The organism is Bacillus sp. T2.9-1 (assembly GCF_950097965.1).
Lineage (GTDB): Bacteria > Bacillota > Bacilli > Bacillales > Cytobacillaceae > Niallia > Niallia hominis.
The window spans coordinates 1-21797 of record NZ_CATNHG010000086.1 but is presented as its reverse complement, the minus strand read 5'-3'; the positions used below and the strand labels follow the sequence as shown (position 1 = coordinate 21797).

The window sequence follows — 21797 nt, the reverse complement described above, 5'->3', positions numbered from 1 at the left end:
AACTCAATGGATTGAAATCCAAAAGTTAAAATAATAGGAGGTAGTAACAGCAATTATACTTATTTGATATTATCAAGGTTTGCAAATGCTTGTGCTCTTGAGTAAGAAGATGTCCGGTGATTGAGTAATAAAAAACAAAAAGGAGTGTTGACAAAATACCTATTGGGGTATAATATAGATTTTGTCAGTTATTCCTGCCTCTTTCATTTAGGAGGAAAGATTCATATGACTATTGTTATTTTAAGTTTTATCATTATTGGTTACTTTATCTTTAGAAGGAATATCCCAATAATTGGGGTTCCACAAATAAATAAAAAAGATATTGAATTAAGTATGTTGAATGTTGTAGATATAAGAGATTATAATGTTTCTTATAAAAGCCCTATACAAGGTGCGATTAACATTCCAGTTTCTTATATAAATAGGCATTACACAGATATATCAAAAAGCGATCTGATTGTAGTAGCTTCGAATCGCTTGGAAAAGAATGTAGGAGTTCGTTTATTACGCCAAAAAGGTTTCAAGATAGTCGGATACATCCTTTTCGATGAGTATGAAATGGGAGAACATAGGTAACTATAGGAGACAAGTTAAAAAGTAATTATTTGTTAAGGAGGGTAATCACATGGAGTACAATGAGCAAATGAAAAATAGAGTAAAACGTATAGAAGGCCAACTTAGAGGAATTTTAAGGATGATGGAAGAAAACAAAGACTGTAAGGATGTTATAACTCAGCTATCTGCAACACGTGCTGCTATTGATCGGACAATTGGTGTTGTGGTTAGTTCTAATTTAGTAGAGTGTGTGCGCAATGCAGAAGAAAATGGAGAAAAAAACACAGAAGATTTAGTAAAAGAAGCTGTAAATCTGCTTGTGAAAAGTAGATAAAAATAAAAGGGTTGACACCCACTTTTATTTTTATTACTATTATACCCATAGGGGTAAAGGTAAATGATGAAAGGAGAGTTAAAAGAATGAATATAGATAAATTGTTAGATGCAAAAGGATTGGCATGTCCAATGCCAATTGTAAAAACAAAGAAGGCAATAAATGAATTAACTGCTGGTCAAGTATTAGAAATCCATACTACTGATAAAGGTGCAAAGAACGATCTCACTGCTTGGGCAAAATCGGGTGGACATGAGCTACTAAAATATGAAGAAGCGAATGATGTATTAAAGTTTTGGATTAAAAAAGGTTAAATTTTTTTGTTTATAAATATACCCATACAGGTAAGGGTGACTGATACATGAGGAGGAACTACAATGACAGAAAAGAAAAAAACAACGATTGTATTATTTAGTGGCGATTATGATAAAGCGATGGCAGCTTATATCATTGCGAACGGGGCAGCAGCGTATGATCATGAAGTAACCATTTTTCACACGTTTTGGGGACTAAATGCCTTGCGAAAAGATGCAGATATTCAAGTGAAAAAAGGCTTCATGGAAAAAATGTTTGGCAGAATGATGCCAAAAGGTGCAGATAAAATGGGGCTGTCAAAAATGAACTTTGCTGGTTTTGGTCCTAAAATGATTAAAAATGTGATTAAAAAACACAATGCAATGCCACTTCCAGATTTAATCGAAATGGCAAGAGAACAAGATATAAAGCTTGTTGCCTGTACGATGACAATGGATTTATTAGGACTTCAAAAAGAAGAACTGTTGGATAATATTGAATATGCAGGTGTTGCTGCTTATTTGGGTGATGCAGAAGATGGAAATGTAAACCTATTTATCTAAATCAGTAGGGGATTCTTCCCTACATAAAAGGGAGAGATAATCTTGGAATATCTAAATTATATAATAATTGGGCTACTGTTAATTTTTATCATCAGACGATTCATTCCTACAAAAGGTGTAAGACAGATTACAGTATTAGAGCTACGGGATGAGTTAAAGGATAAAAATAAACAATTTATTGATGTCCGTACTCCTGGGGAATATAGAGTAAACAATATTAAAGGATTTAAAAATCTTCCACTTCAACAAATTATGCAAAAAGCGGAGAAAGAACTCTCAAAAGATAAAGAAGTAATTGTTATTTGCCAAAGTGGAATGAGAAGTCAAAACGCAATTAAAATGTTAAAAAAATTAGGATATACTAAAGTGACCAATGTAAAAGGCGGAATGAGCGCCTGGAGATCATAAGGAGGCAAAAGCATGAAACAATTAACTGCAAAAGAAGTAGAGAAACTTTTAAGAGAAGGTAAAGTGTTAAATATTATTGATGTTCGAGAAGTTGATGAAGTTGCAACTGGTAAGATCCCAGGAGCCATTCATATCCCACTAGGGTTAGTAGAATTCCGTATGCATGAATTAGATAAATCTAAAGAATATATCATGGTTTGCCGTTCTGGTGGAAGAAGTGGTCAAGCAAGTCAATTTCTCGAAGATCATGGATTTAAAGTAATAAATATGACTGGTGGAATGCTTGCATGGGAAGGCGAGACGAAGTAAATATTTTCGGTTAATCAAATACCCGATGGGGTAAAATGGGAGGCTTTAATAAGATGGAATCATTAAAAACAGATTTTTTATTAGATGCAAAAGGGTTAGCTTGCCCAATGCCAATCGTAAGAACAAAAAAAGCAATGAATGATTTACAAGCTGGTCAGGTCTTAGAAGTTCAAGCAACAGATAAGGGCTCAAAAGCTGATATTCAAGCATGGGCTAATAGTGCTGGTCATCATTATCTTGGCACAATTGAAGAAGACAATGTATTAAAACATTATTTAAGAAAATCATCTAATGATGCTTCAATTGAAAGAAAACATCCCAATGTAACTAGCAATGAAGCACTTGAAAAGAAGCTAGAAACGAATGAAAATATCGTGGTTCTTGATGTAAGGGAAGAAGCTGAATATGCATTTAATCATATACCTAATGCGGTTTCGATTCCGTTAGGAGAATTAGAATTGCGTTTAAACGAATTAAAAGCAGATGATGAAATCTATGTGGTATGTCGCACAGGTAACCGTAGTGATCTTGCTGCTCAAAAATTAGCTGAAAAGGGTTTTGATAATGTGATAAATGTGGTTCCAGGCATGAGTGCTTGGACAGGAAAATTGGATTCTTTAATCAAATAGAGAGATTAATATGGACGAAGTAACATTAGATACTACTTCACGTTGTCCATAGTGTGTTCTGCAGAAAAAACTTTTTGGCAGAACACACTGTTCCTTTCCTAGAGGTGAAAGTTGAAACAACAAACAGCAGCAACAATGAATACAAACAATTACCAATGCCTCAAGGCAAAGAACATTTCGCGCAAGGGTGGGTTTGCTAATGCAAATGTACCAGCTATTCCCCGAATTAGTTGCAATGCCCAAGAAATAGGTGTTAAATTCATTGGTTGCCAAATGACAATGAATGTTATGGGATCAGAAAAGGTGCTTTTGTTGATGGAACTGAAGTAGGAGGAGCAGTAACCTTTTTAGAATTTGATAAAGATGCAGACGCAACACTAACTTTTAAAAGGGTTTATTATTTTTTTAACCAAAAATATACCGTAGGGGGTAAATGATATGACTGTTAAAGTTATGCAGACAAAAGAAGTAACTAAAAAAGTATTTAATAAAGAAGAATTATTTATTCTAGATGTTCGTAACGAAAGTGATTTTAAGGATTGGAAAATTGAAGGGGAAAACTTTGATTATTTAAATATCCCGTATTTTGAATTACTTGATGGAGTGGAAGAAATTTTAGAAAAACTTCCTGCTACAAAAGAAATATTAGTTGTTTGTGCTAAAGAGGGTTCTTCTGTAATGGTGGCAGAGATGCTTTCAGAACAAGGTTTAACTGTTTCTTATTTGCAAGGTGGTATGAAGGCGTGGAGTGAACATTTAGAGCCTGTAAAGATTGGGAATTTAACGGAAGGTGGAGAATTACACCAATTTGTTCGCATCGGAAAAGGTTGTCTATCCTATATGGTGATTTCTAACGGAGAAGCTGCAATTATAGACGCCACTCGTATGACAGATATTTTTCTAAACTTTGCGAATGAAATGGGAGTAAAAATCACACATGTTTTTGATACTCATCTTCATGCAGATCATATTTCAGGAGGAAGAGTCATCGCTGAAAAAACAGGTGCAACATACTGGTTACCTCCAAAAGATGCGACTGAGGTAACTTTTGAATACAACGCTCTAGAAGGCGGCAAAGTAGTGACAATCGGAAAAACAGAAATTGATATTCATGCGCTGTACTCTCCAGGTCACACAATCGGTTCTACATCATTTGTTGTGGATGGGAAATTCCTTCTGTCAGGGGACATCTTATTTATTGATTCAATTGGAAGACCCGATTTAGCAGGAATGGCAGAAGACTGGGTAGCAGATTTACGTGAAAGCCTGTATTCTCGTTACAGAGAACTTTCAGAAGAACTAATTGTACTTCCAGCTCACTTTATGATTATTGATGAACTGAGTGAAGACGGTAGTGTATCAGAAAGATTAGGTACATTGTTTGAGAAAAATCATGGTTTAAATATGGAAGACGAAAATGAGTTTAGAAGACTTGTAACAGAGAATCTACCACCACAACCAAACGCTTATCAAGAAATTCGTGAAACAAATATGGGGAAAATTAGTCCAGACTTAGATAAACAACGTGAGATGGAAATAGGGCCAAACCGTTGTGCAGTCCGATAATTTATAAATAGGAGGAAAATATGATAATGAAATCAACTAAAGTATTAGATGCAAAAGGGTTAGCTTGCCCAATGCCGATTGTAAAGACAAAAAAAACAATGGGAGAGATGGAATCAGGTCAGGTATTAGAAGTTCATACAACTGATAAAGGGGCTAAAAATGATTTAACTGCTTGGGCTAAATCAGGAGGGCATGAATTATTACAACACGAAGATGAAAACGGAGTGTTGAAATTCTGGATTAAAAAAGGTTGAACTATAAGGGGACCCAATTAAGGTTCCTTTTTTTTTCTAAAGAGGGGGGATCTATATGGATATTAATTTCATCATCACTATTTTCACAATTGGCTTTATTGGTTCCTTTCTTTCTGGGATGTTAGGAATAGGAGGAGCCATTATTAATTATCCAATGTTATTATATATTCCAGTAATTTTAGGGGTGGGTCATTTTACATCACATGAAGTTTCAGTAATTACAGCCATCCAAGTGTTCTTTGCGACGCTTGGTGGTGTTTGGGCTTATCGTAGTGGCGGATATTTAAATAAAACATTAATTGTTAATATGGGAATTAGCGTTTTAATCGGGAGTTTTATTGGGGGCATCAGTTCCACTCACATGTCGGATAGTGGAATTAATACCGTATATGGCATTTTAGCTATTATTGCTGTTATTTTAATGTTTGTACCTAAAAAAGAGATCGATGCTAACCGTTTAGATCAAGTCAAGTTTAATAAATGGCTAGCTGCCTCATTTGCCTTTATCGTAGGTGTAGGGTCAGGTATTGTAGGTGCGGGAGGAGCATTCTTATTAGTTCCTATCATGCTTGTCCTATTAAAAATACCAACAAGAATGACCATTGCATCATCCTTAGCCATTACACTTATTTCATCAATAGGAACTGTCTCAGGAAAAATCTCAACAGGCCATGTACCGATATTGCCTTCTCTTATTTTGGTTGTTGCCAGTCTGATTGCTTCACCTATAGGAGCTAACGTTGGAAAAAAGGTGAATACAAGGGTCTTACAAGGAATAATGGGAATTTTAATTTTAGCAACAGCAGTGAAGACTTGGATGGAAATATTATAAGTATTTATTGATTAGCTAAAAGAAGTAGTTGACTAAACTATTATTGTTCTAATATCGTCAACATTAAGTTGAACAAATGGAAAAAAGTGGTGTTATCAAAGTGTTATGTTTATATAAAATTCCAATGAGGTAATAAAAGTGATTTTAACTGAAAATAGTTTTTGATTTAATCAATAGAGGCTAGATAGGTACCTATTTCTATCTACCTTGTCCATACATAAGTTTTAAATAATGTGGGTATTCTAAAAGGGAATCTTTAGTAAAATGAGGATAGATTTATAAAAGTACAGCAATCCTATATCGATATAATATGGCATAATTATGCTCAATAATTCACTAATTTAAAATGAATAGGAGAGAAAATATGGATTTTGATACGGTCACGATTAGTAGATTGATTACAGCAATGACCCTGCTTTTTCATATAATCTTTGCGACACTTGGGGTAGGAGTACCATTGTTTATTTCAATAGCTGAATTAGTCGGTATTAGAAAACAAGACAAGCATTATGAATTGCTAGCGAAAAGATGGTCAAGAGGCTTTGTAATAACTGTTGCAATTGGAGTAGTGACTGGAACAGCCATTGCTCTACAGTTATCTTTAGTCTGGCCAAACTTTATGCAGCTTGCAGGGAATGTAATTGCATTGCCGTTATTTATGGAAGTTTTTGCGTTTTTCTTTGAAGCTATTTTCTTGGGGATTTATTTATATACTTGGGATCGGTTTAAAGGGAAGTATACACATTGGCTATTAACGCTACCGGTCGTTATCGGTGCGGGAATGTCTGCTGTTTTTATAACGACGGTAAATTCATTCATGAACTCGCCTAATGGATTTACGATGGTGGATGGGGAATTTGTTGCTGTTAATCCATTAAAAGCAATGTTAAATCCATCATCTCCAACTAGAATTTTTCACGTATTGGGAGGTTCGTATTTAACTGTAGCCGCTATTTTAGCAACTATTGCCGCAATTGCGTTAATAAGGAACAAAGGTGCTCGTGAATATCATAAAAAAGCATTAAAAATGACGGTTATTGCTATGTTTATATTTTCGGTAATTACTGCATTAGCCGGTGATGTGTCAGCAAAATATTTAGCAAAACATCAGACTGAGAAACTAGCTGCCGCAGAATGGCTTTTTGAGTCAGAGGAGAATGCTGATCTTCTCCTTTTTGGATGGTTGAATAAGGATAATGAAATCGTTGGAGCGATTCGCGTACCAGGATTTCTAAGCTTTTTAGCACATGGTGACTTTATGAGCGAGGTAACTGGATTGGAAGAAACACCAGAACAGGAAAGACCCCCATTAATCATACACTATCTATTTGATTCAATGGTATCTATTGGTTTCTTCTTATTAGGAATTTCCTTTTTATATATTGTTTTAAGGAGGCTTAAGCGCTGGAATGTGCACAGTAAATTAATGCTTTGGCTACTTGCGATAAGTGGACCACTTGCAATGTTAGCTGTAGAACTTGGATGGCTTTTTGCAGAGCTAGGAAGACAGCCTTGGATAGTAAGAGGATATATGACGGTTGATGAGGCAGCAACTTCTTCTCCTTATATCCTGCATATGTTTTTTCTATTTCTAGCATTGTATATAGTGCTCGGTACATTATTTACGATAACCTTGCGAAAATTATTTAAAGACAATCCAGCTGAAGTGGAGTTAGAGAAGCATTACCCTGAATGGAAAGAGGGAATTGAAAAATGAGCTATGAAGTAATTGGGATTACGGTTTTGTGGCTGTTTTTATACGGTTATCTCATTGTAGCATCGATTGATTTTGGAGCAGGTTTTTTTGCATATTATGCAAAGATTACGAAGCAAGATCATATCATTAATCAAATAATTTCGCGCTATTTATCGCCTGTTTGGGAAGTTACGAATGTGTTTTTAGTTTTCTTTTTTGTAGGAATCGTCGGTTTTTTCCCATCTACGGCATATTATTATGGATCCGCTTTACTTGTGCCTGCAAGTTTTGGGATTATTTTGCTAGCAATTCGAGGTTCCTTTTATGCTTTTGAAAATTATGGTTCAAAACAAAGTAATGTTTATATGTTTCTATATGGAGCTACAGGGCTATTCATCCCGGCATCGTTATCGGTCGCCTTAACGATTTCAGAAGGAGGATATATTTCTGAACAAAACGGTCAAGTTTCGTTAAAGTATTTAGAATTATTTACCAGTCCATTAGCATGGAGTATTGTTGCGTTAGCTATTGTTTCTGTTTTATTTATTAGTGCAAGCTTTATCACCTATTATGCATCAAGAGCAAAAGATATAGCAGCACTACTGTTAGTACGTAAATGGGCATTATTTTGGGCAACACCAACCATTATTATGGCGTTGACAACGATGATTGCTTTAAGTCAGAGAAACCAGGTCAACTATGAAAATATGTTGGATTTATGGTGGATATTTGGCTTATCGATGGGCTTTTTCATCATTGGGATTAGCCTATTATATATTGGCAGAAATTATGGCATTGCATTTATTGCTATTATGCTGCAGTTTCTCTTTGCCTTTTTCGGATACGGAATGGCTAAGTATCCCTATTTACTCTATCCATACATCAATATTAAAGATAGTGTTACAAATTCATCTATGGCAATGGCGCTTATAATTGCCTTTATTGGGGGACTTTTATTATTAATTCCTTCTCTAATCTTATTGATGCGCCTCTTTTTATTTGATGCAGATTATGCCAAAGGAAAAAAATGAAGAATACGCTAAATTATAGATTAGAGGGCTGAATTGTTCATGGGAAATTTAAAGAAAACGGTTTGGATTCATAAGAAGAAGGTTTATTTTTTAATGGGTCTCACATTGATCCTTGGACTCGCAATAGTTGCACAGGCTTACGTGATGACAAGTATTGTCGATGGTGTTTTTCTAAAAAAACAAACATTTTCAGCAGTTATACCGTGGTTGATAGCGTTACTCCTCATTCTATTTGTAAGGTCTAGTATGGATTATATAAGTAAACGGATTGGTGTTTTGATTGCAAGCGATGTCAAGGGAGATACGCGTAAGAAGTTATTAAAGAAGTATGTTTCTAATTCTGTCCAACTAGCTGAAAAAGGTCAGACTGGGGAAAAAGTAAGTATGCTACTTGATGGTGTGGATGAGATGGATAGTTTTTATAGTCAGTTTATCCCTCAGGTTATGCAAAGTATATTTGTGCCGATTCTAATGCTTATTGTTATTTCCACACTGCATATGAATTCAGGCATTATTTTAATGGTCTGTGCCCCATTTATTCCTATTTATATGATAGTAATTGGTATCAAAACACAAAAAAAAGCAGAAGAGAAGTTGGAGAAATTAGCTTCTTTTTCTGCTAAATTTTTAGAAACTTTACAAGGGTTAGTAACTATAAAGCTATTTGCACAAACAATTCGACAAAAAGAAGAATTAGAAAAAAGTAGTGTAAGCTTTCGCGATACTACACTAGAAATATTGAAGATTGCATTTACACAATCTTTTGCCATTGAACTTATATCGATGTTGAGTATTGGGATAGTAGCACTAGAACTTGCTATTCAAATAATTATATATGAAAGTCTCTCCTTTTTTACTGCATTTTTGATTTTAATATTGGTTCCGGAATTTTATAGTTCATTAAAAGAACTTGGAGTAACGTTTCATAACGGTAGAAGCAGCATGGGAGCAGCTAAAAAAGTATTAGAAGTATTTGACGAAGAAGATGAACCTACTATATGGGGGGTACAAATTTTTCCAGAGTGGGAAGTGCCACCAACCATTCAACTCAATCAAGTGAATTTCACTTACGCAAATACTAACTTTCAATTAGAATCTGTGACAGCTTCTTTTTTTCCTAAGCAAAAAATTGCCATTGTTGGCGCTAGTGGAGCAGGAAAGACAACCTTACTTCATTTAATAGCAGGTATGATTACTCCTGAGAAGGGAGCGATTTACATTAATCAAGAAGAGCTCACAAAGTATACAGAATTCTCTTGGTTAAAGAAAATTTCTTATATATCGCAAAACCCTTATATTTTTTCAGGAACGATAGCTGAAAATATTGCGATGGGAACTACAGACGAAGTTGGCATGGAAGCAATTAAAGCGGCAGCACAATTAGCAGGAATCGCTTCATTGATTGAACCATTAGAAAATGGGTTTGAAACTAGAATTGGTGAAGCTGGAAGAGGGCTTTCTAGCGGTGAAAAGCAAAGAGTATCCATTGCACGTGCTTTTCTAAAAAAACCTCATATTGTATTGTTGGATGAACCAACACGTGGGCTGGATTTAGCTACTGAAAAAATCTTACAACAATCAATCCAAAAATTAAATGAGACAGCAACGGTTATTACTGTTGCGCATCGTTTACATACGATAAAAAATGCTGACCAAATTCTTTTTTTAGAAAATGGAAAGCTACTAGCTGTTGGTACACACGAATCATTATTAAAAATTTCACCCGCATATAAGGAGTTAGTAATGATCCAAAAAAGGAGGAGTCAAAAGTGAGTGCACTGCAGAAAATAATTAAATTGATGTTAATGGAGAAAAAAGATATTAGCATTGCTGTCATTTGTGGATTTATTGCTGGAACTAGCAGTGTAGGTTTGTTTGCTGCAAGCGGTTATCTAATATCTAAGTCTGCATTAATTCCTCCTTTTTATACATTGATAATATTGACTTCAACAGTAAAGTTACTCGGTCTTGTTAAGGCAGGAGCAAAATATGGGGAGCGACTTTATTCACATCGAGCAACATTTACGATTCTAGGTAATTTACGAGTAGCTTTCTTTGAAAAACTAACGCCACTTATTCCACAAATTTTTCACAAATACAGAAGCGGGGATTTACTTGCGCGTGTTGTCGGAGATGTAGAAAGCCTTCAAAATTTCTTTTTAAGGGTGTTTTATCCACCGCTAGTGCTCTTACTTGTTTTTGTTAGTACTATCTTATTTACTAGTTTTTATTCCATCGCCATTGCTTTGATTCTATTACTTGGATTTTTCCTAACGACGATTATCATTCCAGCACTATTTTCCTTAAAGCAAGTCAAAATTAAAGGGAAAGTTAGGCAGGATCGTGGTGATCTATCAACTTACATTACAGAGGTAATGTATGGATTTCGTGAATTAAAGCTGTTTCATCAATTACCAAGTAAACAACAACAGCTTTTGAGTCACTCTGAATTGTATATTAATCAACAAAAAGTAGAAAATTTAAATAAAGTGTCTAGTCAATCGTTTAATGGTTTTATAACGTTTGTTACAAGTTGGTTTGTCATAGGAGCTGGAGCATATTTTGTTACTAATGGGATGCTTGAAGGGATATTTTTGGCAATGCTTGTCATGATTTCTCTAACTGTCTTTGAGCCTGCTGCACCGATGGCGGTTTTTCCTATTTATATGCAAGAAAGTAGAGATGCATCTACACGTTTATATGAAGTAGTAGAAGATCTGAGTTTCATAGAAGATAAAAGGGAGTCTACTATTAATGAATTACCTAGCCTCGCACCATCATTAGCGTTTATAGACATTCAATTCACTTACACGGGAAATTGGCGTAGAACGATTCCAAACTTATCATTTATGATGCCAGCCGGGTCAAAGACGGCGATTGTTGGTGCGAGTGGCTCTGGAAAATCCACCTTGCTTCAGCTTATCTTAAAGCTACAACATGTAGATGCTGGAAAAATTTATTGGGGAGATTTTGACACATCGACAGTATCCAGCGAGGCAATTTGGGAACAAACTAGAGTTGTCTTACAGGAAAATTATTATTTTTATGGAACTATTCGTGATAATCTTCAATTAGCTGGATCACAGCTTAGTGACGAACAAATGGAAGCGGCATTAAAAAAGGCAAGGTTAGAACATTTTTCGCTAGAGCATCGCGTGTTAGAAAAAGGAGAAAATCTTTCAGGGGGAGAAAAACAACGTTTGGCTATTGCTAGAGCATTTTTGAAAAAAGGGCATTTATGGTTACTAGATGAGCCAACGTCATCACTTGATGCACAGACAGAACAAAATATTTATCAGGAAATTTTTGAGTGTGCTGAACAGGATACATTCATTTTAGTTAGCCATCGTTTACAGGAATTAGATCATATGGATCAAATTATTGTAATGGATCAAGGGGGAATTGTCGAGTGCGGTTCTTATAGGGAGTTAATGAATAAACAAGAATATTTTTATAAAATGAAGGTAGTAGAAGAAAGTTTGCTTTAAGAACGAAGCGGATTTAAGTCTTCCTTAGTTGTTATATATTTCAGGTTAATTCTAACTTGAGATATTAACAATTAGTATTAAAAAGGGATAAAATACAAGATATATAAGTAAAATCAATGCAGCAAAGAATTGCTGCATTGATTTTAAGTTATATTCATTAATTATTACAAATCATTAGTACATTTCCATCTAAGTCTTTAAAGTTAAAATAAGCAAAATCGCCAATTCGCTCTATTTCTTTAACAATGATAATTCCTTTGCTTTTTACAAATTCATATGCTTCATCAATATCCCGAACGAAAAAATTAAATAAAACATGTTCCGAGGGCTGGAGCTTAAAGTCTGGATCGAAAGTGTGATCATCCAATGTCAGTCCTGTTTCGGAAGGAAGAGGAATATTATATACTGGTGATTTCACATTGCTCTTATGAAATGGAAGCCCAAGTAAGTCGCTATACCATTTTGCTGATTCTTCGAGGTTGCTAACATGTATAAACACATTATTTATTTTACATATGATAGGAGAAATAATTGAATGCATAAACATTCCACCTTTATTTTGGATTATAAAATTACTTCGATAAAAAAGAAGAAATTCCTTTAAAATGAGGAATGTTTATGTGGAAAAATACAATAACTAAATGAAAATATTAGGCTTCTTCTGCCTGCTTATTCGCAGCTTTTCGAACTAAAACGATTACAAAACGCACAAATAAAAAGGTTCCTGCAATGGAAAGAAAACTATAAGTGGAATTCCAATTTTTTTTATATCGAATTAAGTTAGTCTTTCTTTCTATCCAATATTCAGCAAGTGCAGAAGGAAGGCTAAAGAATAAGCACTTTATCAATATGCCGATGATACTTGAATTTTTCGTTACTTGATTGAAATAGATACATGTTACTGGAAAAAGAAGATAGCTGAATAATACGCTCACATCAAAGGTTTTGATTAATTTTATTGGATAGACGAGATACCCTTTTTTTACCAAAAGATTATCTAAAATGGAAGCTATATAACTTTTCACCAAGAAAATAATGAGCCAATCCTTTAATGGAGGCTTTCGAAGTAGGTTAAAAAAAGCACCTATTCCTATGATACATAAAATTCTTAATATGTTTTCATCACGCTTGCGTTTCCTCATACTTTTGTCTCCTTTGATTTTATATTAGTTTAACCAAAGGAGGCAGAGTTAATGTTGAATTTTACATGGAAAAGGAGGGCTGATTCTTTGTATGAATATCTATTTAGTATGCTTTAAAGAAGGAAAATCTCCTTTAAGGATAGAGTACATGTATAAATCATCAAATTTCCCGCAAGTATATTCATAATGTCTTAATAATCCTTCTCTTAGAAAGCCATGTTTTTCGACTAATCTTTGCGAAGAGGTATTTAATGGTTCGATTAATGCTTCGATTCTTTCTAAGTTCAAATGCTTGAAGCCATAGGCAAGCACAGCTTCTAAAGCCTCGCTAGCAATGCCTTGCCCCCAATAATTTCTGCTTAGTTCATATCCTATTTCTGCTTTATAATGTTTCTGCTGCATATTCAAAAATCCACAGCTGCCAATCACGGTATCTTCGTCTTTTAATGTAATGCACCATCTGATTCCAGTGCCGTTTTCCCAGATTGATTTATACCAATTAATTTCTTCCATCACTTCTTCAGAAGACTTATATGGTTCTAGCCCCATATGTTGAACAACATCTTGATCAGATAGGTAGGTAAACATATCCTTAGCATCATTAGCGCTTACGTTTCGTAAAGCTAAACGCTCTGTTTCAATAAGTGGAAATACGCGCTCCATTGACAATTCTCCTTCTTTGTAAATAAAATAGCTTTAGTACATATTCAATATACAAATAGATAATTCCTGCTAAATCTAATCTATGGCTTATATGGTAGAAGAAAGATATAAAGGGAACGAATAATTAGAAGATACTATATCATTAGGAGGAAGGGAACCAATGGAGTTTGAAACAGTGATGCAAGAGTTAGAAGCACTTGGGAAGGAAAGGACGAAGAAGCTTTATATGGGCAATGGTGCAAACGAGCCAGTATTTGGCGTAGCTACTGGTGCGATGAAGCCAATTGCTCGGAAAATTAAGAAGAATCAACCGTTAGCAGAAGAGCTATACGCAACGGGCAACTATGATGCGATGTATTTTGCTGGTGTCATTTGTGATCCAGATATCATGACAGAGGAAGATTTTGAACGCTGGATAGATGCGGCCTATTTCTTTATGCTGTCAGATTATGTGGTGGCCGTGTCTTTAGCAGAAACGGATTTTGCGCAAGCGGTTGCCGATAAATGGATTCAAAGCGGAGAAGAACTGCGAATGTCTGCAGGCTGGAGCTGTTATTGCTGGCTGTTAGGAAATAGACAGGACTTTGAATTTAGTGAAAGCAAGCTTGCAAGTATGCTTGATCAAGTGAAAAATACGATTCATCAATCTCCAGATACGGTGAAATCAGCTATGAATAACTTTATCTACACCGTTGCCATATCCTATGTGCCCCTTCATGAAAAAGCAGTAGAAACGGCTAAAGAGGTTGGTCTAGTTGAAATCAAGAAAGGCAAGAAAAAAAGCACGATGTCAAATGTGTCAGAAAGAATTCAAAAGGATTTAGATAGAGGCATACTTGGCTTTAAGCGTAAATATGTGAGATGTTGAATGTTTGTTTTATTAGCATAATTTTTAAAGCCAAAATCCTTTAGTGGACTTTGGCTTTTTTAGTCAGACGATTCACTTAAACCTTTCCTAAACCAGAAAGCAAATGTTTTTACAAGGTATAATATACATAGGTCGATCGTGACAGCAAACCACCAATGCCAGTTTATATCATGAACAAGCTCAGTATGTCTCTCCACTAAAAACATATAAAGATGCATACCGTTGCAAAAAATTAGATAATGAATCCATTTTCTCATCCAATTCTGCTTTTCTGGATAAAAAAGCATGAAAAAAACAGCGAAAGTTGGCAAAACCACATAATAGAGGGAAAAACTCATTTTGGTTGCCTGTTCAAATTCTCGATAAGGAAAACTTACTAACCCTATATTTACTTGGATATATTGAAATATCCAGGCTGTTGCATGAGCAAACAAAAAAATAATTTGGAAATACCTTTTTTTCTCTTTCGGAATAAATTTAATGAGCAAAAATAAACAAGTAATCCATGAGAAAATTAAAATAACTAGTTCTTTATTCATTTGTCTCTGTTCCTTTTACCCCTTTTTTAAACCAATGATAATAAGTATGATTAAGAAATAAGGTAACCATAACTGTTATTAGCGTATAAGATCCATGCCAGCTTATATAGTTCACGAGCTCGGTATGTCGCTCAATGATGACTTCCAGGCAGGTGAAAAAGCCAGCAAAGAGAAAATAATAAAAAAAGGTCCCTGTTTTTTTTATTTTTTTCGGGTAATATAAATTAAACATAATTGCTGTTACGGGAAAAAGGAAAAATTCAAAGGTGAAGCTTGATCGATTAAATTCGTTTGCGAAGGAGAAAAGCTGAATAGGATAATCAATCATGTTCCATTCCACTGCAAGTAATCCAGCTGGCCAAGTGATGATCTGCAGAGATAAAAATATCATCCAAGCTTCTCTAGCTTTATTTTTGGGAACAAGAAAGAAAAGGGCAAGGATGCTTATTGCAATGATTCCTATTAAAATCCACCTTTCCATATTCATCCAATCTTCACCTGCTCCATTAGATAATTATTAATCATAGTATTACCTAAAGGAAAAAAATATATGTAAAGCAGCTAACGATAATTTAACCAATGTTTAACGTTATACCGAACTTTCTATTTTCTGTATATAACGATAATACTTAATGACGATTACTAGTAAAACTGGATTAAGTAAAGCCGAGTACCACCATTTCCACCAGCCATAATGGAAGTAGCCCCAAGGCTCTGGAGATAGAGTAAGGAATTCATAGAGTAGGAATGCAATATTCCATAGTAGGATTGCGGTTATTTTATGTAAAATAGATTTTTTGAATGGAAAATAATTGAGAAAAATTATATTGACAGGAGGTACTAGAAAGATAGCATATAATAAAACATGCCATTCTATTTCTATCGTAAAATACCAATATGCATGCAGCTTAAAATCGATAATTATATCAAATAATAATTGAAATGCGATAGAAAAAATATAAATATGTAGTATCTGATTCTTGTTTAAATGCTTATTCAACCGAAAGGCAAAGAAGTTAAAAAGAAGTACGGAAATTAATAATCCAATCACATTGATCATTTCTCCTAACATTGTATAATTTTTCCTTCATTTTACCAGTAAACACCCATAATATAAATAGTAATTATTTACATTTTATTTTTGTTTTATAAATACAGAAAATGATTCTAAAAAAATGTTTTAGAACTGTGTTTATGTATGTAATGATTTTGCTTAGGAAGAACATTTTTTGAAAATATCACTATCCCATAATAGATGGCGATATTAAATTATATTCCTCCTATTCATTAGATTTTGTATTTCTCACTTGGAAAAATCATCAAGATTATCTGCGAAATAAACTCCAAAAAGATGGGAAACATCAGAGTAACTCCTTTCTGGTAATATAATTACTTTGCAGAAAAAGTTTTAAAGAAAAATTTAATTTGGTTCCTTGTATATTATGTATATTCAAAGGGAATTAGGAATAAAAAATGTATTTTCCTATATCCAAAATTACACATAGTGCATAAGATAAAGAGGATGGACAACCAATATTTTTGCCAGCTAGGAACACACAAAAGCTCTACTCATTTCATCCAGAGTAGGGCGATTTTTATATGCTAAAGGCAATAGACGTAGATAATCAATTTGTTGCATGCATTTTTTTTAAAATCAAAGTAGAAAAAGGCAAGTATAAAGGAAGAGGCACCATGCTTCTCCCTTTTGTTGGATAGAATTAATTATTTAAATCAGCAAGTCCAGATGCATGTTCATTCGGCATATCTGGTAACTCTGGAACGGGATGTCCTTGTGGTGGTGGGACAACATTTAAGTCGCCATTATTTCTGCTCGGCGTTGTTCCTTGGAAGATTTCACCCATTCTTGTATTATCAAGGCGGAAATTGAATTGCGCATTATGGAAGCCCATTTCCACGTATTTTCGACATTCTGGATATTTGTTTATATCATAGTTTGGAACAGGGAGGATATTACCCCAATCTACTCCTAAAGTCTCTAGTGCTTTAGCAAAGGCATTTTGATGGGCATTATCTCGGACGATTAAAAAAGCAATTGTTTCTCTTAGTGTTTTATTGCTGCTCATTTCATAGATTCTTGATTTTTGCAGAACGCCAGTTGATTCCAAAACAAGATTATTCAACAGATTTGCAACGAGATTCCCGTGATCATATACCCAAGAGCCATTCCATGGATTGCCGCCTGCATCAACAGGAAGAGATGCTTTAGCACCGATTATATAGTGATGAGGATTTGCGCCGGCTTTTATTACATCATCTAAAGGAGCTCCGTCACTTGCTAGATTACCTGGCATGCTTTCGCCTGAGTCGTTTAGCAGCTGATTGATGGTGGTTTGAACGAGCTCAATATGGCTAAGCTCTTCCAAAAACACACCGCGAATTAAGTCACGATATTCTTTGCCTTTCCACGGAAGTTTGCACTTTGAAAAGAGAACTGCATCATTGTTCTCATTTCTCCAAATTGCCCACCTAATGCTTCTTGTAAAACTTTTGCTGCATTCGGATCTGGCTTATCAGGGACGATCATATTGATTAAATCTTCTCGATAAAAATACATGAATCATAGAACTCCTTTATTTATAATCACATATCCTTTTTATCCTTCCAAAAGAGGAGAGGAATATACCTGAAACAATTTTTTGATGGGAAAAGATAGTTGGTTTTTGTAAAATGAAGGTATTAACTAATTTATGGAGGGGAAAAGGATGAGCAGATTAGTCATCATGACAGTTGGCATGACACATAGCGGGAAAACGACATTTGCAAAAGCGCTGGAAAACAGGCTTGAAAACGCAGTTGTTGTCGACCAAGATAACCATAGTGAATTTTTACAGACCCACTATGAAAAACTGGTGCCAGAAGGTGGAACCAATCATATAAAGCATGCTTTGACAAAATTGATTGTTGATTATGCCGTTCATCACTCGGATTGTCATCTTATTTTGAGCAATGCCAATCGTAATCAGGCAAGTCGCAAGGAATTGCTTTCCTATTATAAAAAACATGATTTTACTTCTGTTCTTGTTCATTTTAATCTTCCGTTAACCCTATTAAAAGAGCGAATTGCCAAAACCAACCGTGATACACTTCGTTTAAGAACTGCCTGCTCTTATGATGAGGTGCTTGCTCGTCAAAACAAGGAAACAGGTATGGAGGCATTTACTCCAATAGCAGGAGAAGCTGATTATTTATTCACAGTAAAGAAAGAAGAGGATGTGTCAGCTATTATGGAAGCAATTAGTAAGCTCACATAACTTTTTTAGCAATCGTAAACAATAGAAGATTTATATGCTGTACATATATGGAATATCGTAGTAGAGGATGGATAACGAACAAAATAGTTTGTATTCCGATTCTTTTTTCACGAAATAATTAAAGTGTATGGATAAGGGATAAAAGCAATGTTTCCTACTTGTAGGAGGACATTGCTTTTTTATGGTGAGGGAGATTCATTTGTAGCTTTTCAAAGATTCTTGCTAATTAACCAGCATTTTCCTTAAACAAATAGTAGCATAATAGCTTTTCCGTATTTGCTTTTAATACTGCATTAGTATAACGACGGACTTCATGATAGTTGGCCACATAATAATGATATTCGGTAAAGCTTTTATCTGTATTTCCCTTTACCAGTTTCATGTTATTTTTATACAATTTCTCCTTGAATCCTTTTAAATCGGCTTGGACTTTTAACATTGTATTTTCTATAAGGTTTATATAGACTTGGTTTAACTTAAAGGGAGTTGTTTTTGCTTGCTGGTAATCTCTTTCTAAAACAGCTAGTAAGAGAGGTAAATAAATGAGATGCTCCAGTATTTTTATTTCTTCCTTTGATAGTCTATTCATGATGTCTTCCTCTAAATTATCGACGTTCCACATCGATTAGCATATGAAACGGAATGTAGTGAATGGTATTGTTTTCATCCTCGATTCGAAGCTCTTTTTTTATGTAGTCAATAAAAACTGTTCTTCCAATCAGTATTTCGATAAAACCCTGTTTGAATAAGGAGAATTTTAGGGATAAATGGTACTCCATTCCTTCGTGAATCAGTAAATCGATGTCATTTAGCTTTTCTTGATCTAATTCTGGTTTTTTCACCTTTTTCTCATTTAATAGTTCTTCTTTCACAGCAGCAACATGTTCTGGCAGCATCATCGCCACCCATTTTTTTGTTCCACGGTCTTTAATCATGAAAAACACACTCCTTCTATACTCCATATAATAACAGAACGTTTGTTCTTTTTAAAGGTTTTTCAGAACATTTGTTCGTTTATAATATATGCCAAATAAATAAATTTATGTAAGAAAAAAGCATGAAACCAATAAGAAGTATATTTCGTGTAAGGAGACGGAAAAAAGGGAGGGCAGCTTCATAGTATCCTAACGCCGCCTTTTGGAAATGGTGGGATGGCTTTAACGATGGAATTAATTTTTGAAAAAGAACAAAAAGAAGGGGAGAGCTTACTCTCACCCTTGGATTGAAGTAGAAGATAGAGAGCTCTTATTTAAGCGGTCTTTCTAGTGTTAATAGCTCGTCTTCAAGAGCGCTAGTTCTTTCTTCGACTATTTTTCTTGCGTCTTTAACCCCAGCATTATAAAAATGGGGAGCAAGGGATTCCTTCACGAAGTCTAACACTCTTTCAGCAGCGAATTCGGAGATGTCTTCCTCTCTTTCTTCAGAAAAGAAGAATTGAATATCGGCAATCATATCATCTTGTTGTTTTTTTGTCAGTTTATAAAACAATCGTATCCCATCCTTTTTTGTTATGTCTAATAGTATTGGAGCATCTAATCTAAGACTTTTGCAAAGCATATAGCTTCTGGTATATGCTCATATTTCCCATAATTTTCTATTTTGCTATATTCATTTTTCTGATAGAATGCAACAGCATTTCTGTTTTTTACTCTTGTTTCCAACCAGATTTTTTTGTAGCCGGATTTTTTGGCTAATGCTTCTAAATGCAGAAGGATCGTTTTTCCAATTTGTTGACCAGGATATTTCGCATACATCCTTTTTATTTCGGCAATGTCAGGAGTGAGTGGGCGAAAGGAACCGCAACCAACAGGCATTCCTTTTTCATACGCAACAACGAATTTCGCGTTTGGTTTCGTCAAATCAACTAATTGAATTGAATTTTGCCCACTGCTTCCTGTTAGAAATTCAAGGGTTGAGGATAATTCCTCCATGAGCATTTTTGCATCCTCTGAAAAGGGGCTGACTTCCATGATTTTCATTTTATCCCTCCAAGCAAATCAGCTATGATTTCTTGCCCATTCTTCGCGTAACAGCCCATAGATAACATGGTCTACATAATGATCATAAAGCCATTCGGCTTGTCTAATCGTACCTTCTTCTGTGAATTTTAGTCTTTCTGGCAGGGCTCTGCTTTTCTTGTTCCCGGTTGCTGCGGCAATTTCGATGCGATTAAGATCTAATTCTGTAAAGCCATATGTAATGAATGCTTCGCATGCTTTTGTCATAATTCCCTTTCCTTGATATTCTTCTCCTAACCAATAGCCGATTTTCCCAATTCTGCTTGTACGGTTAATCTCATTGTAGCCAATCGTTCCAGCAATTTTTCCCTTATAAGAAATAACTACTGATTTTGGATAGCCACCTGTTTCCACCATTCCTTGCAATCTTCCACGAATATTTTCTTTCGTATCTTCTACTGTGTTCGTATAATCGAGCCAGCCAAGCCACTCTTTTAAATAGGCTTTATTTTTAATCGTTAATTGAAAAAATTCTTCCGCATCGTCTAAGCGAAACACTCTTAATGCTAAATCTTTATCGATTGTATGCTGAAACATCGTATCCCTCCAGTTAAATGATGTATGTTTCCCTTATTGTAAGGGAAAGGAGCAGGAAGTTCATTACTTTTTTATCAGTAGCACACAATAGTTGTAATTCGAGACATCTCCTGTTTTAATTAGAGAAGTAGTACCTAGTTTGATTTTTTGCTTTTGATTAAGGGGGATATACAATAGTGGAGATAGGAATAAGTACATTTGTGGAAACGACACCAGACCCTCATTCAGGGAAGGTCGTTAGTCATGCAGAACGAATTCGTCAAGTAGTAGAGGAAATAATTTTAGCAGATAAAGTGGGATTAGATGTCTTTGGAGTAGGGGAGCATCATCGAAAGGATTACGCGGCATCAGCACCTGCGCTGATTTTAGCAGCGGCAGCTACACAAACAAGCCGGATCCGCTTAACAAGTGCAGTTAGCGTTCTTTCCTCTGATGATCCAGTTCGAGTATTTCAAGATTTTGCAACATTGGACGGACTCTCAAATGGACGTGCCGAAATTATGGCAGGTCGCGGCTCCTTTATCGAATCATTTCCGCTCTTTGGCTATGATTTAAATGATTATACCTGAAATATTCATAGCTCATAAAATCAGCTAAATTCAAGGATAAAAAACTAAATTTTTATGAAACTTTTTATAAAAATGAACTGTTCAAAACTAATACTTGAATTTACTTTCTCAATGGGTCAATTTTGGGCAGACTTCACCCTTGACCGAAAAAAAACGATTTTTTCAGTTAGACCAACCTTAATGTTTGAGCTTACTCCATTTGAAGTTTTTGTATTTGACCCAATACGTTC

The 21797-nt window shown here is 34.9% G+C and carries 27 protein-coding genes and 3 pseudogenes; 18 read left to right on the top strand and 12 right to left on the bottom strand.

Annotated features, from left to right (window positions below; genetic code table 11):
* Window positions 1-225 precede the first annotated feature (225 nt).
* The 15 genes and pseudogenes from QQZ16_RS10015 to cydC all read left to right on the top strand — a co-directional run bounded on the left by QQZ16_RS10015 (window position 226) and on the right by cydC (window position 11959).
* On the top strand, window positions 226-576 hold the full coding sequence (locus tag QQZ16_RS10015; RefSeq protein WP_031534651.1) for a hypothetical protein: 351 nt from the start codon (window positions 226-228) through the stop codon (window positions 574-576).
* A gap of 49 nt (window positions 577-625) precedes the next feature.
* Complete coding sequence (locus QQZ16_RS10010) at window positions 626-889, top strand: metal-sensitive transcriptional regulator (protein WP_031534652.1); 264 nt, start codon at window positions 626-628, stop codon at window positions 887-889.
* An 86-nt stretch (window positions 890-975) separates the two neighbouring features.
* Entirely contained in the window at window positions 976-1203 is a 228-nt protein-coding gene (locus tag QQZ16_RS10005) for a sulfurtransferase TusA family protein (RefSeq protein WP_031534653.1), read from the top strand.
* A 63-nt stretch (window positions 1204-1266) separates the two neighbouring features.
* Window positions 1267-1746 carry a DsrE/DsrF/DrsH-like family protein gene (locus tag QQZ16_RS10000; protein ID WP_235247659.1) on the top strand — a complete coding sequence of 160 codons (480 nt, stop codon included), beginning with the start codon at window positions 1267-1269 and terminating at the stop codon, window positions 1744-1746.
* A gap of 42 nt (window positions 1747-1788) precedes the next feature.
* Window positions 1789-2154 (top strand): rhodanese-like domain-containing protein, encoded by a 366-nt coding sequence (locus QQZ16_RS09995; protein ID WP_235247658.1) that lies wholly within the window; start codon window positions 1789-1791, stop codon window positions 2152-2154.
* Window positions 2155-2166: 12 nt separating this feature from the next.
* Entirely contained in the window at window positions 2167-2463 is a 297-nt protein-coding gene (locus tag QQZ16_RS09990; RefSeq protein WP_031534658.1) for a rhodanese-like domain-containing protein, read from the top strand.
* Between the two features lie 53 nt (window positions 2464-2516).
* Window positions 2517-3092 (top strand): sulfurtransferase TusA family protein, encoded by a 576-nt coding sequence (locus QQZ16_RS09985; protein ID WP_235247657.1) that lies wholly within the window; start codon window positions 2517-2519, stop codon window positions 3090-3092.
* 104 nt (window positions 3093-3196) lie between these two features.
* Window positions 3197-3529, top strand: a pseudogene (locus QQZ16_RS09980) (DsrE/DsrF/DrsH-like family protein).
* Window position 3530: 1 nt separating this feature from the next.
* Window positions 3531-4658 carry an MBL fold metallo-hydrolase gene (locus tag QQZ16_RS09975; RefSeq protein ID WP_235247656.1) on the top strand — a complete coding sequence of 376 codons (1128 nt, stop codon included), beginning with the start codon at window positions 3531-3533 and terminating at the stop codon, window positions 4656-4658.
* A 26-nt stretch (window positions 4659-4684) separates the two neighbouring features.
* On the top strand, window positions 4685-4912 hold the full coding sequence (locus tag QQZ16_RS09970; protein ID WP_235247655.1) for a sulfurtransferase TusA family protein: 228 nt from the start codon (window positions 4685-4687) through the stop codon (window positions 4910-4912).
* A gap of 55 nt (window positions 4913-4967) precedes the next feature.
* Entirely contained in the window at window positions 4968-5744 is a 777-nt protein-coding gene (locus QQZ16_RS09965) for a sulfite exporter TauE/SafE family protein (RefSeq protein WP_235247654.1), read from the top strand.
* Between the two features lie 364 nt (window positions 5745-6108).
* Window positions 6109-7461, top strand: a complete 1353-nt coding sequence (locus QQZ16_RS09960) for a cytochrome ubiquinol oxidase subunit I (RefSeq protein ID WP_235247653.1) — start codon at window positions 6109-6111, stop codon at window positions 7459-7461.
* Window positions 7458-8471, top strand: coding sequence for a cytochrome d ubiquinol oxidase subunit II (locus tag QQZ16_RS09955; protein ID WP_235247652.1), 1014 nt, complete (start codon window positions 7458-7460; stop codon window positions 8469-8471). Before QQZ16_RS09960 ends, QQZ16_RS09955 begins: the two co-directional genes overlap by 4 nt.
* A 39-nt stretch (window positions 8472-8510) precedes the next feature.
* Window positions 8511-10244 (top strand): thiol reductant ABC exporter subunit CydD, encoded by a 1734-nt coding sequence (cydD, locus tag QQZ16_RS09950; RefSeq protein WP_031534670.1) that lies wholly within the window; start codon window positions 8511-8513, stop codon window positions 10242-10244.
* Window positions 10241-11959, top strand: coding sequence for a thiol reductant ABC exporter subunit CydC (cydC, locus tag QQZ16_RS09945; RefSeq protein WP_284561324.1), 1719 nt, complete (start codon window positions 10241-10243; stop codon window positions 11957-11959). The genes cydD and cydC overlap by 4 nt, the downstream gene beginning before the upstream one ends.
* 157 nt (window positions 11960-12116) lie before the next feature.
* On the opposite strand, the gene QQZ16_RS09940 is transcribed toward cydC, so the two are convergent.
* The 3 genes from QQZ16_RS09940 to QQZ16_RS09930 form a co-directional block, all read right to left on the bottom strand.
* Window positions 12117-12500, bottom strand: coding sequence for a VOC family protein (locus QQZ16_RS09940; RefSeq protein WP_031534672.1), 384 nt, complete (start codon window positions 12498-12500; stop codon window positions 12117-12119).
* A gap of 109 nt (window positions 12501-12609) precedes the next feature.
* Entirely contained in the window at window positions 12610-13101 is a 492-nt protein-coding gene (locus QQZ16_RS09935; protein WP_031534674.1) for a CBO0543 family protein, read from the bottom strand.
* A gap of 99 nt (window positions 13102-13200) precedes the next feature.
* Complete coding sequence (locus QQZ16_RS09930) at window positions 13201-13764, bottom strand: GNAT family N-acetyltransferase (protein WP_031534676.1); 564 nt, start codon at window positions 13762-13764, stop codon at window positions 13201-13203.
* Window positions 13765-13924: 160 nt separating this feature from the next.
* Here QQZ16_RS09930 and QQZ16_RS09925 point away from each other — a divergent pair, with 160 nt between their 5' ends.
* Complete coding sequence (locus tag QQZ16_RS09925) at window positions 13925-14632, top strand: DNA alkylation repair protein (protein WP_031534678.1); 708 nt, start codon at window positions 13925-13927, stop codon at window positions 14630-14632.
* A gap of 59 nt (window positions 14633-14691) precedes the next feature.
* On the opposite strand, the gene QQZ16_RS09920 is transcribed toward QQZ16_RS09925, so the two are convergent.
* The 4 genes and pseudogenes from QQZ16_RS09920 to QQZ16_RS09905 form a co-directional block, all read right to left on the bottom strand.
* Window positions 14692-15171, bottom strand: coding sequence for a CBO0543 family protein (locus QQZ16_RS09920; RefSeq protein WP_031534680.1), 480 nt, complete (start codon window positions 15169-15171; stop codon window positions 14692-14694).
* Window positions 15164-15658, bottom strand: coding sequence for a CBO0543 family protein (locus tag QQZ16_RS09915; RefSeq protein ID WP_031534681.1), 495 nt, complete (start codon window positions 15656-15658; stop codon window positions 15164-15166). The genes QQZ16_RS09920 and QQZ16_RS09915 overlap by 8 nt, the downstream gene beginning before the upstream one ends.
* A 102-nt stretch (window positions 15659-15760) precedes the next feature.
* Complete coding sequence (locus tag QQZ16_RS09910) at window positions 15761-16243, bottom strand: hypothetical protein (RefSeq protein WP_081836529.1); 483 nt, start codon at window positions 16241-16243, stop codon at window positions 15761-15763.
* Between the two features lie 646 nt (window positions 16244-16889).
* Window positions 16890-17746, bottom strand: a pseudogene (locus tag QQZ16_RS09905) (manganese catalase family protein).
* Window positions 17747-17894: 148 nt separating this feature from the next.
* On the opposite strand from QQZ16_RS09905, the gene QQZ16_RS09900 reads away from it, so the two are divergent.
* Window positions 17895-18443: an ATP-binding protein gene (locus tag QQZ16_RS09900; RefSeq protein ID WP_031540033.1), complete on the top strand. Its 549-nt coding sequence runs from the start codon at window positions 17895-17897 to the stop codon at window positions 18441-18443.
* A 226-nt stretch (window positions 18444-18669) separates the two neighbouring features.
* On the opposite strand, the gene QQZ16_RS09895 is transcribed toward QQZ16_RS09900, so the two are convergent.
* From QQZ16_RS09895 to QQZ16_RS09875, 5 genes are all read right to left on the bottom strand, one after another.
* Window positions 18670-19032: a hypothetical protein gene (locus QQZ16_RS09895; protein ID WP_235247650.1), complete on the bottom strand. Its 363-nt coding sequence runs from the start codon at window positions 19030-19032 to the stop codon at window positions 18670-18672.
* Between the two features lie 16 nt (window positions 19033-19048).
* A complete protein-coding gene (locus QQZ16_RS09890) occupies window positions 19049-19378 on the bottom strand; it encodes a YolD-like family protein (protein ID WP_031540030.1) in 330 nt (109 codons plus the stop codon).
* Between the two features lie 310 nt (window positions 19379-19688).
* On the bottom strand, window positions 19689-19931 hold the full coding sequence (locus QQZ16_RS09885; RefSeq protein WP_031540028.1) for a DUF2164 domain-containing protein: 243 nt from the start codon (window positions 19929-19931) through the stop codon (window positions 19689-19691).
* A gap of 44 nt (window positions 19932-19975) precedes the next feature.
* The gene (locus tag QQZ16_RS09880; RefSeq protein WP_284561323.1) at window positions 19976-20422 is read right to left on the bottom strand and encodes a GNAT family N-acetyltransferase; all 447 of its coding nucleotides are present in this window, start codon (window positions 20420-20422) and stop codon (window positions 19976-19978) included.
* A gap of 18 nt (window positions 20423-20440) precedes the next feature.
* The gene (locus QQZ16_RS09875) at window positions 20441-20998 is read right to left on the bottom strand and encodes a GNAT family N-acetyltransferase (protein WP_284561322.1); all 558 of its coding nucleotides are present in this window, start codon (window positions 20996-20998) and stop codon (window positions 20441-20443) included.
* Window positions 20999-21174: 176 nt separating this feature from the next.
* Here QQZ16_RS09875 and QQZ16_RS09870 point away from each other — a divergent pair.
* Window positions 21175-21561, top strand: a pseudogene (locus QQZ16_RS09870) (LLM class flavin-dependent oxidoreductase); the annotation flags it as partial.
* Window positions 21562-21797 lie beyond the last annotated feature (236 nt).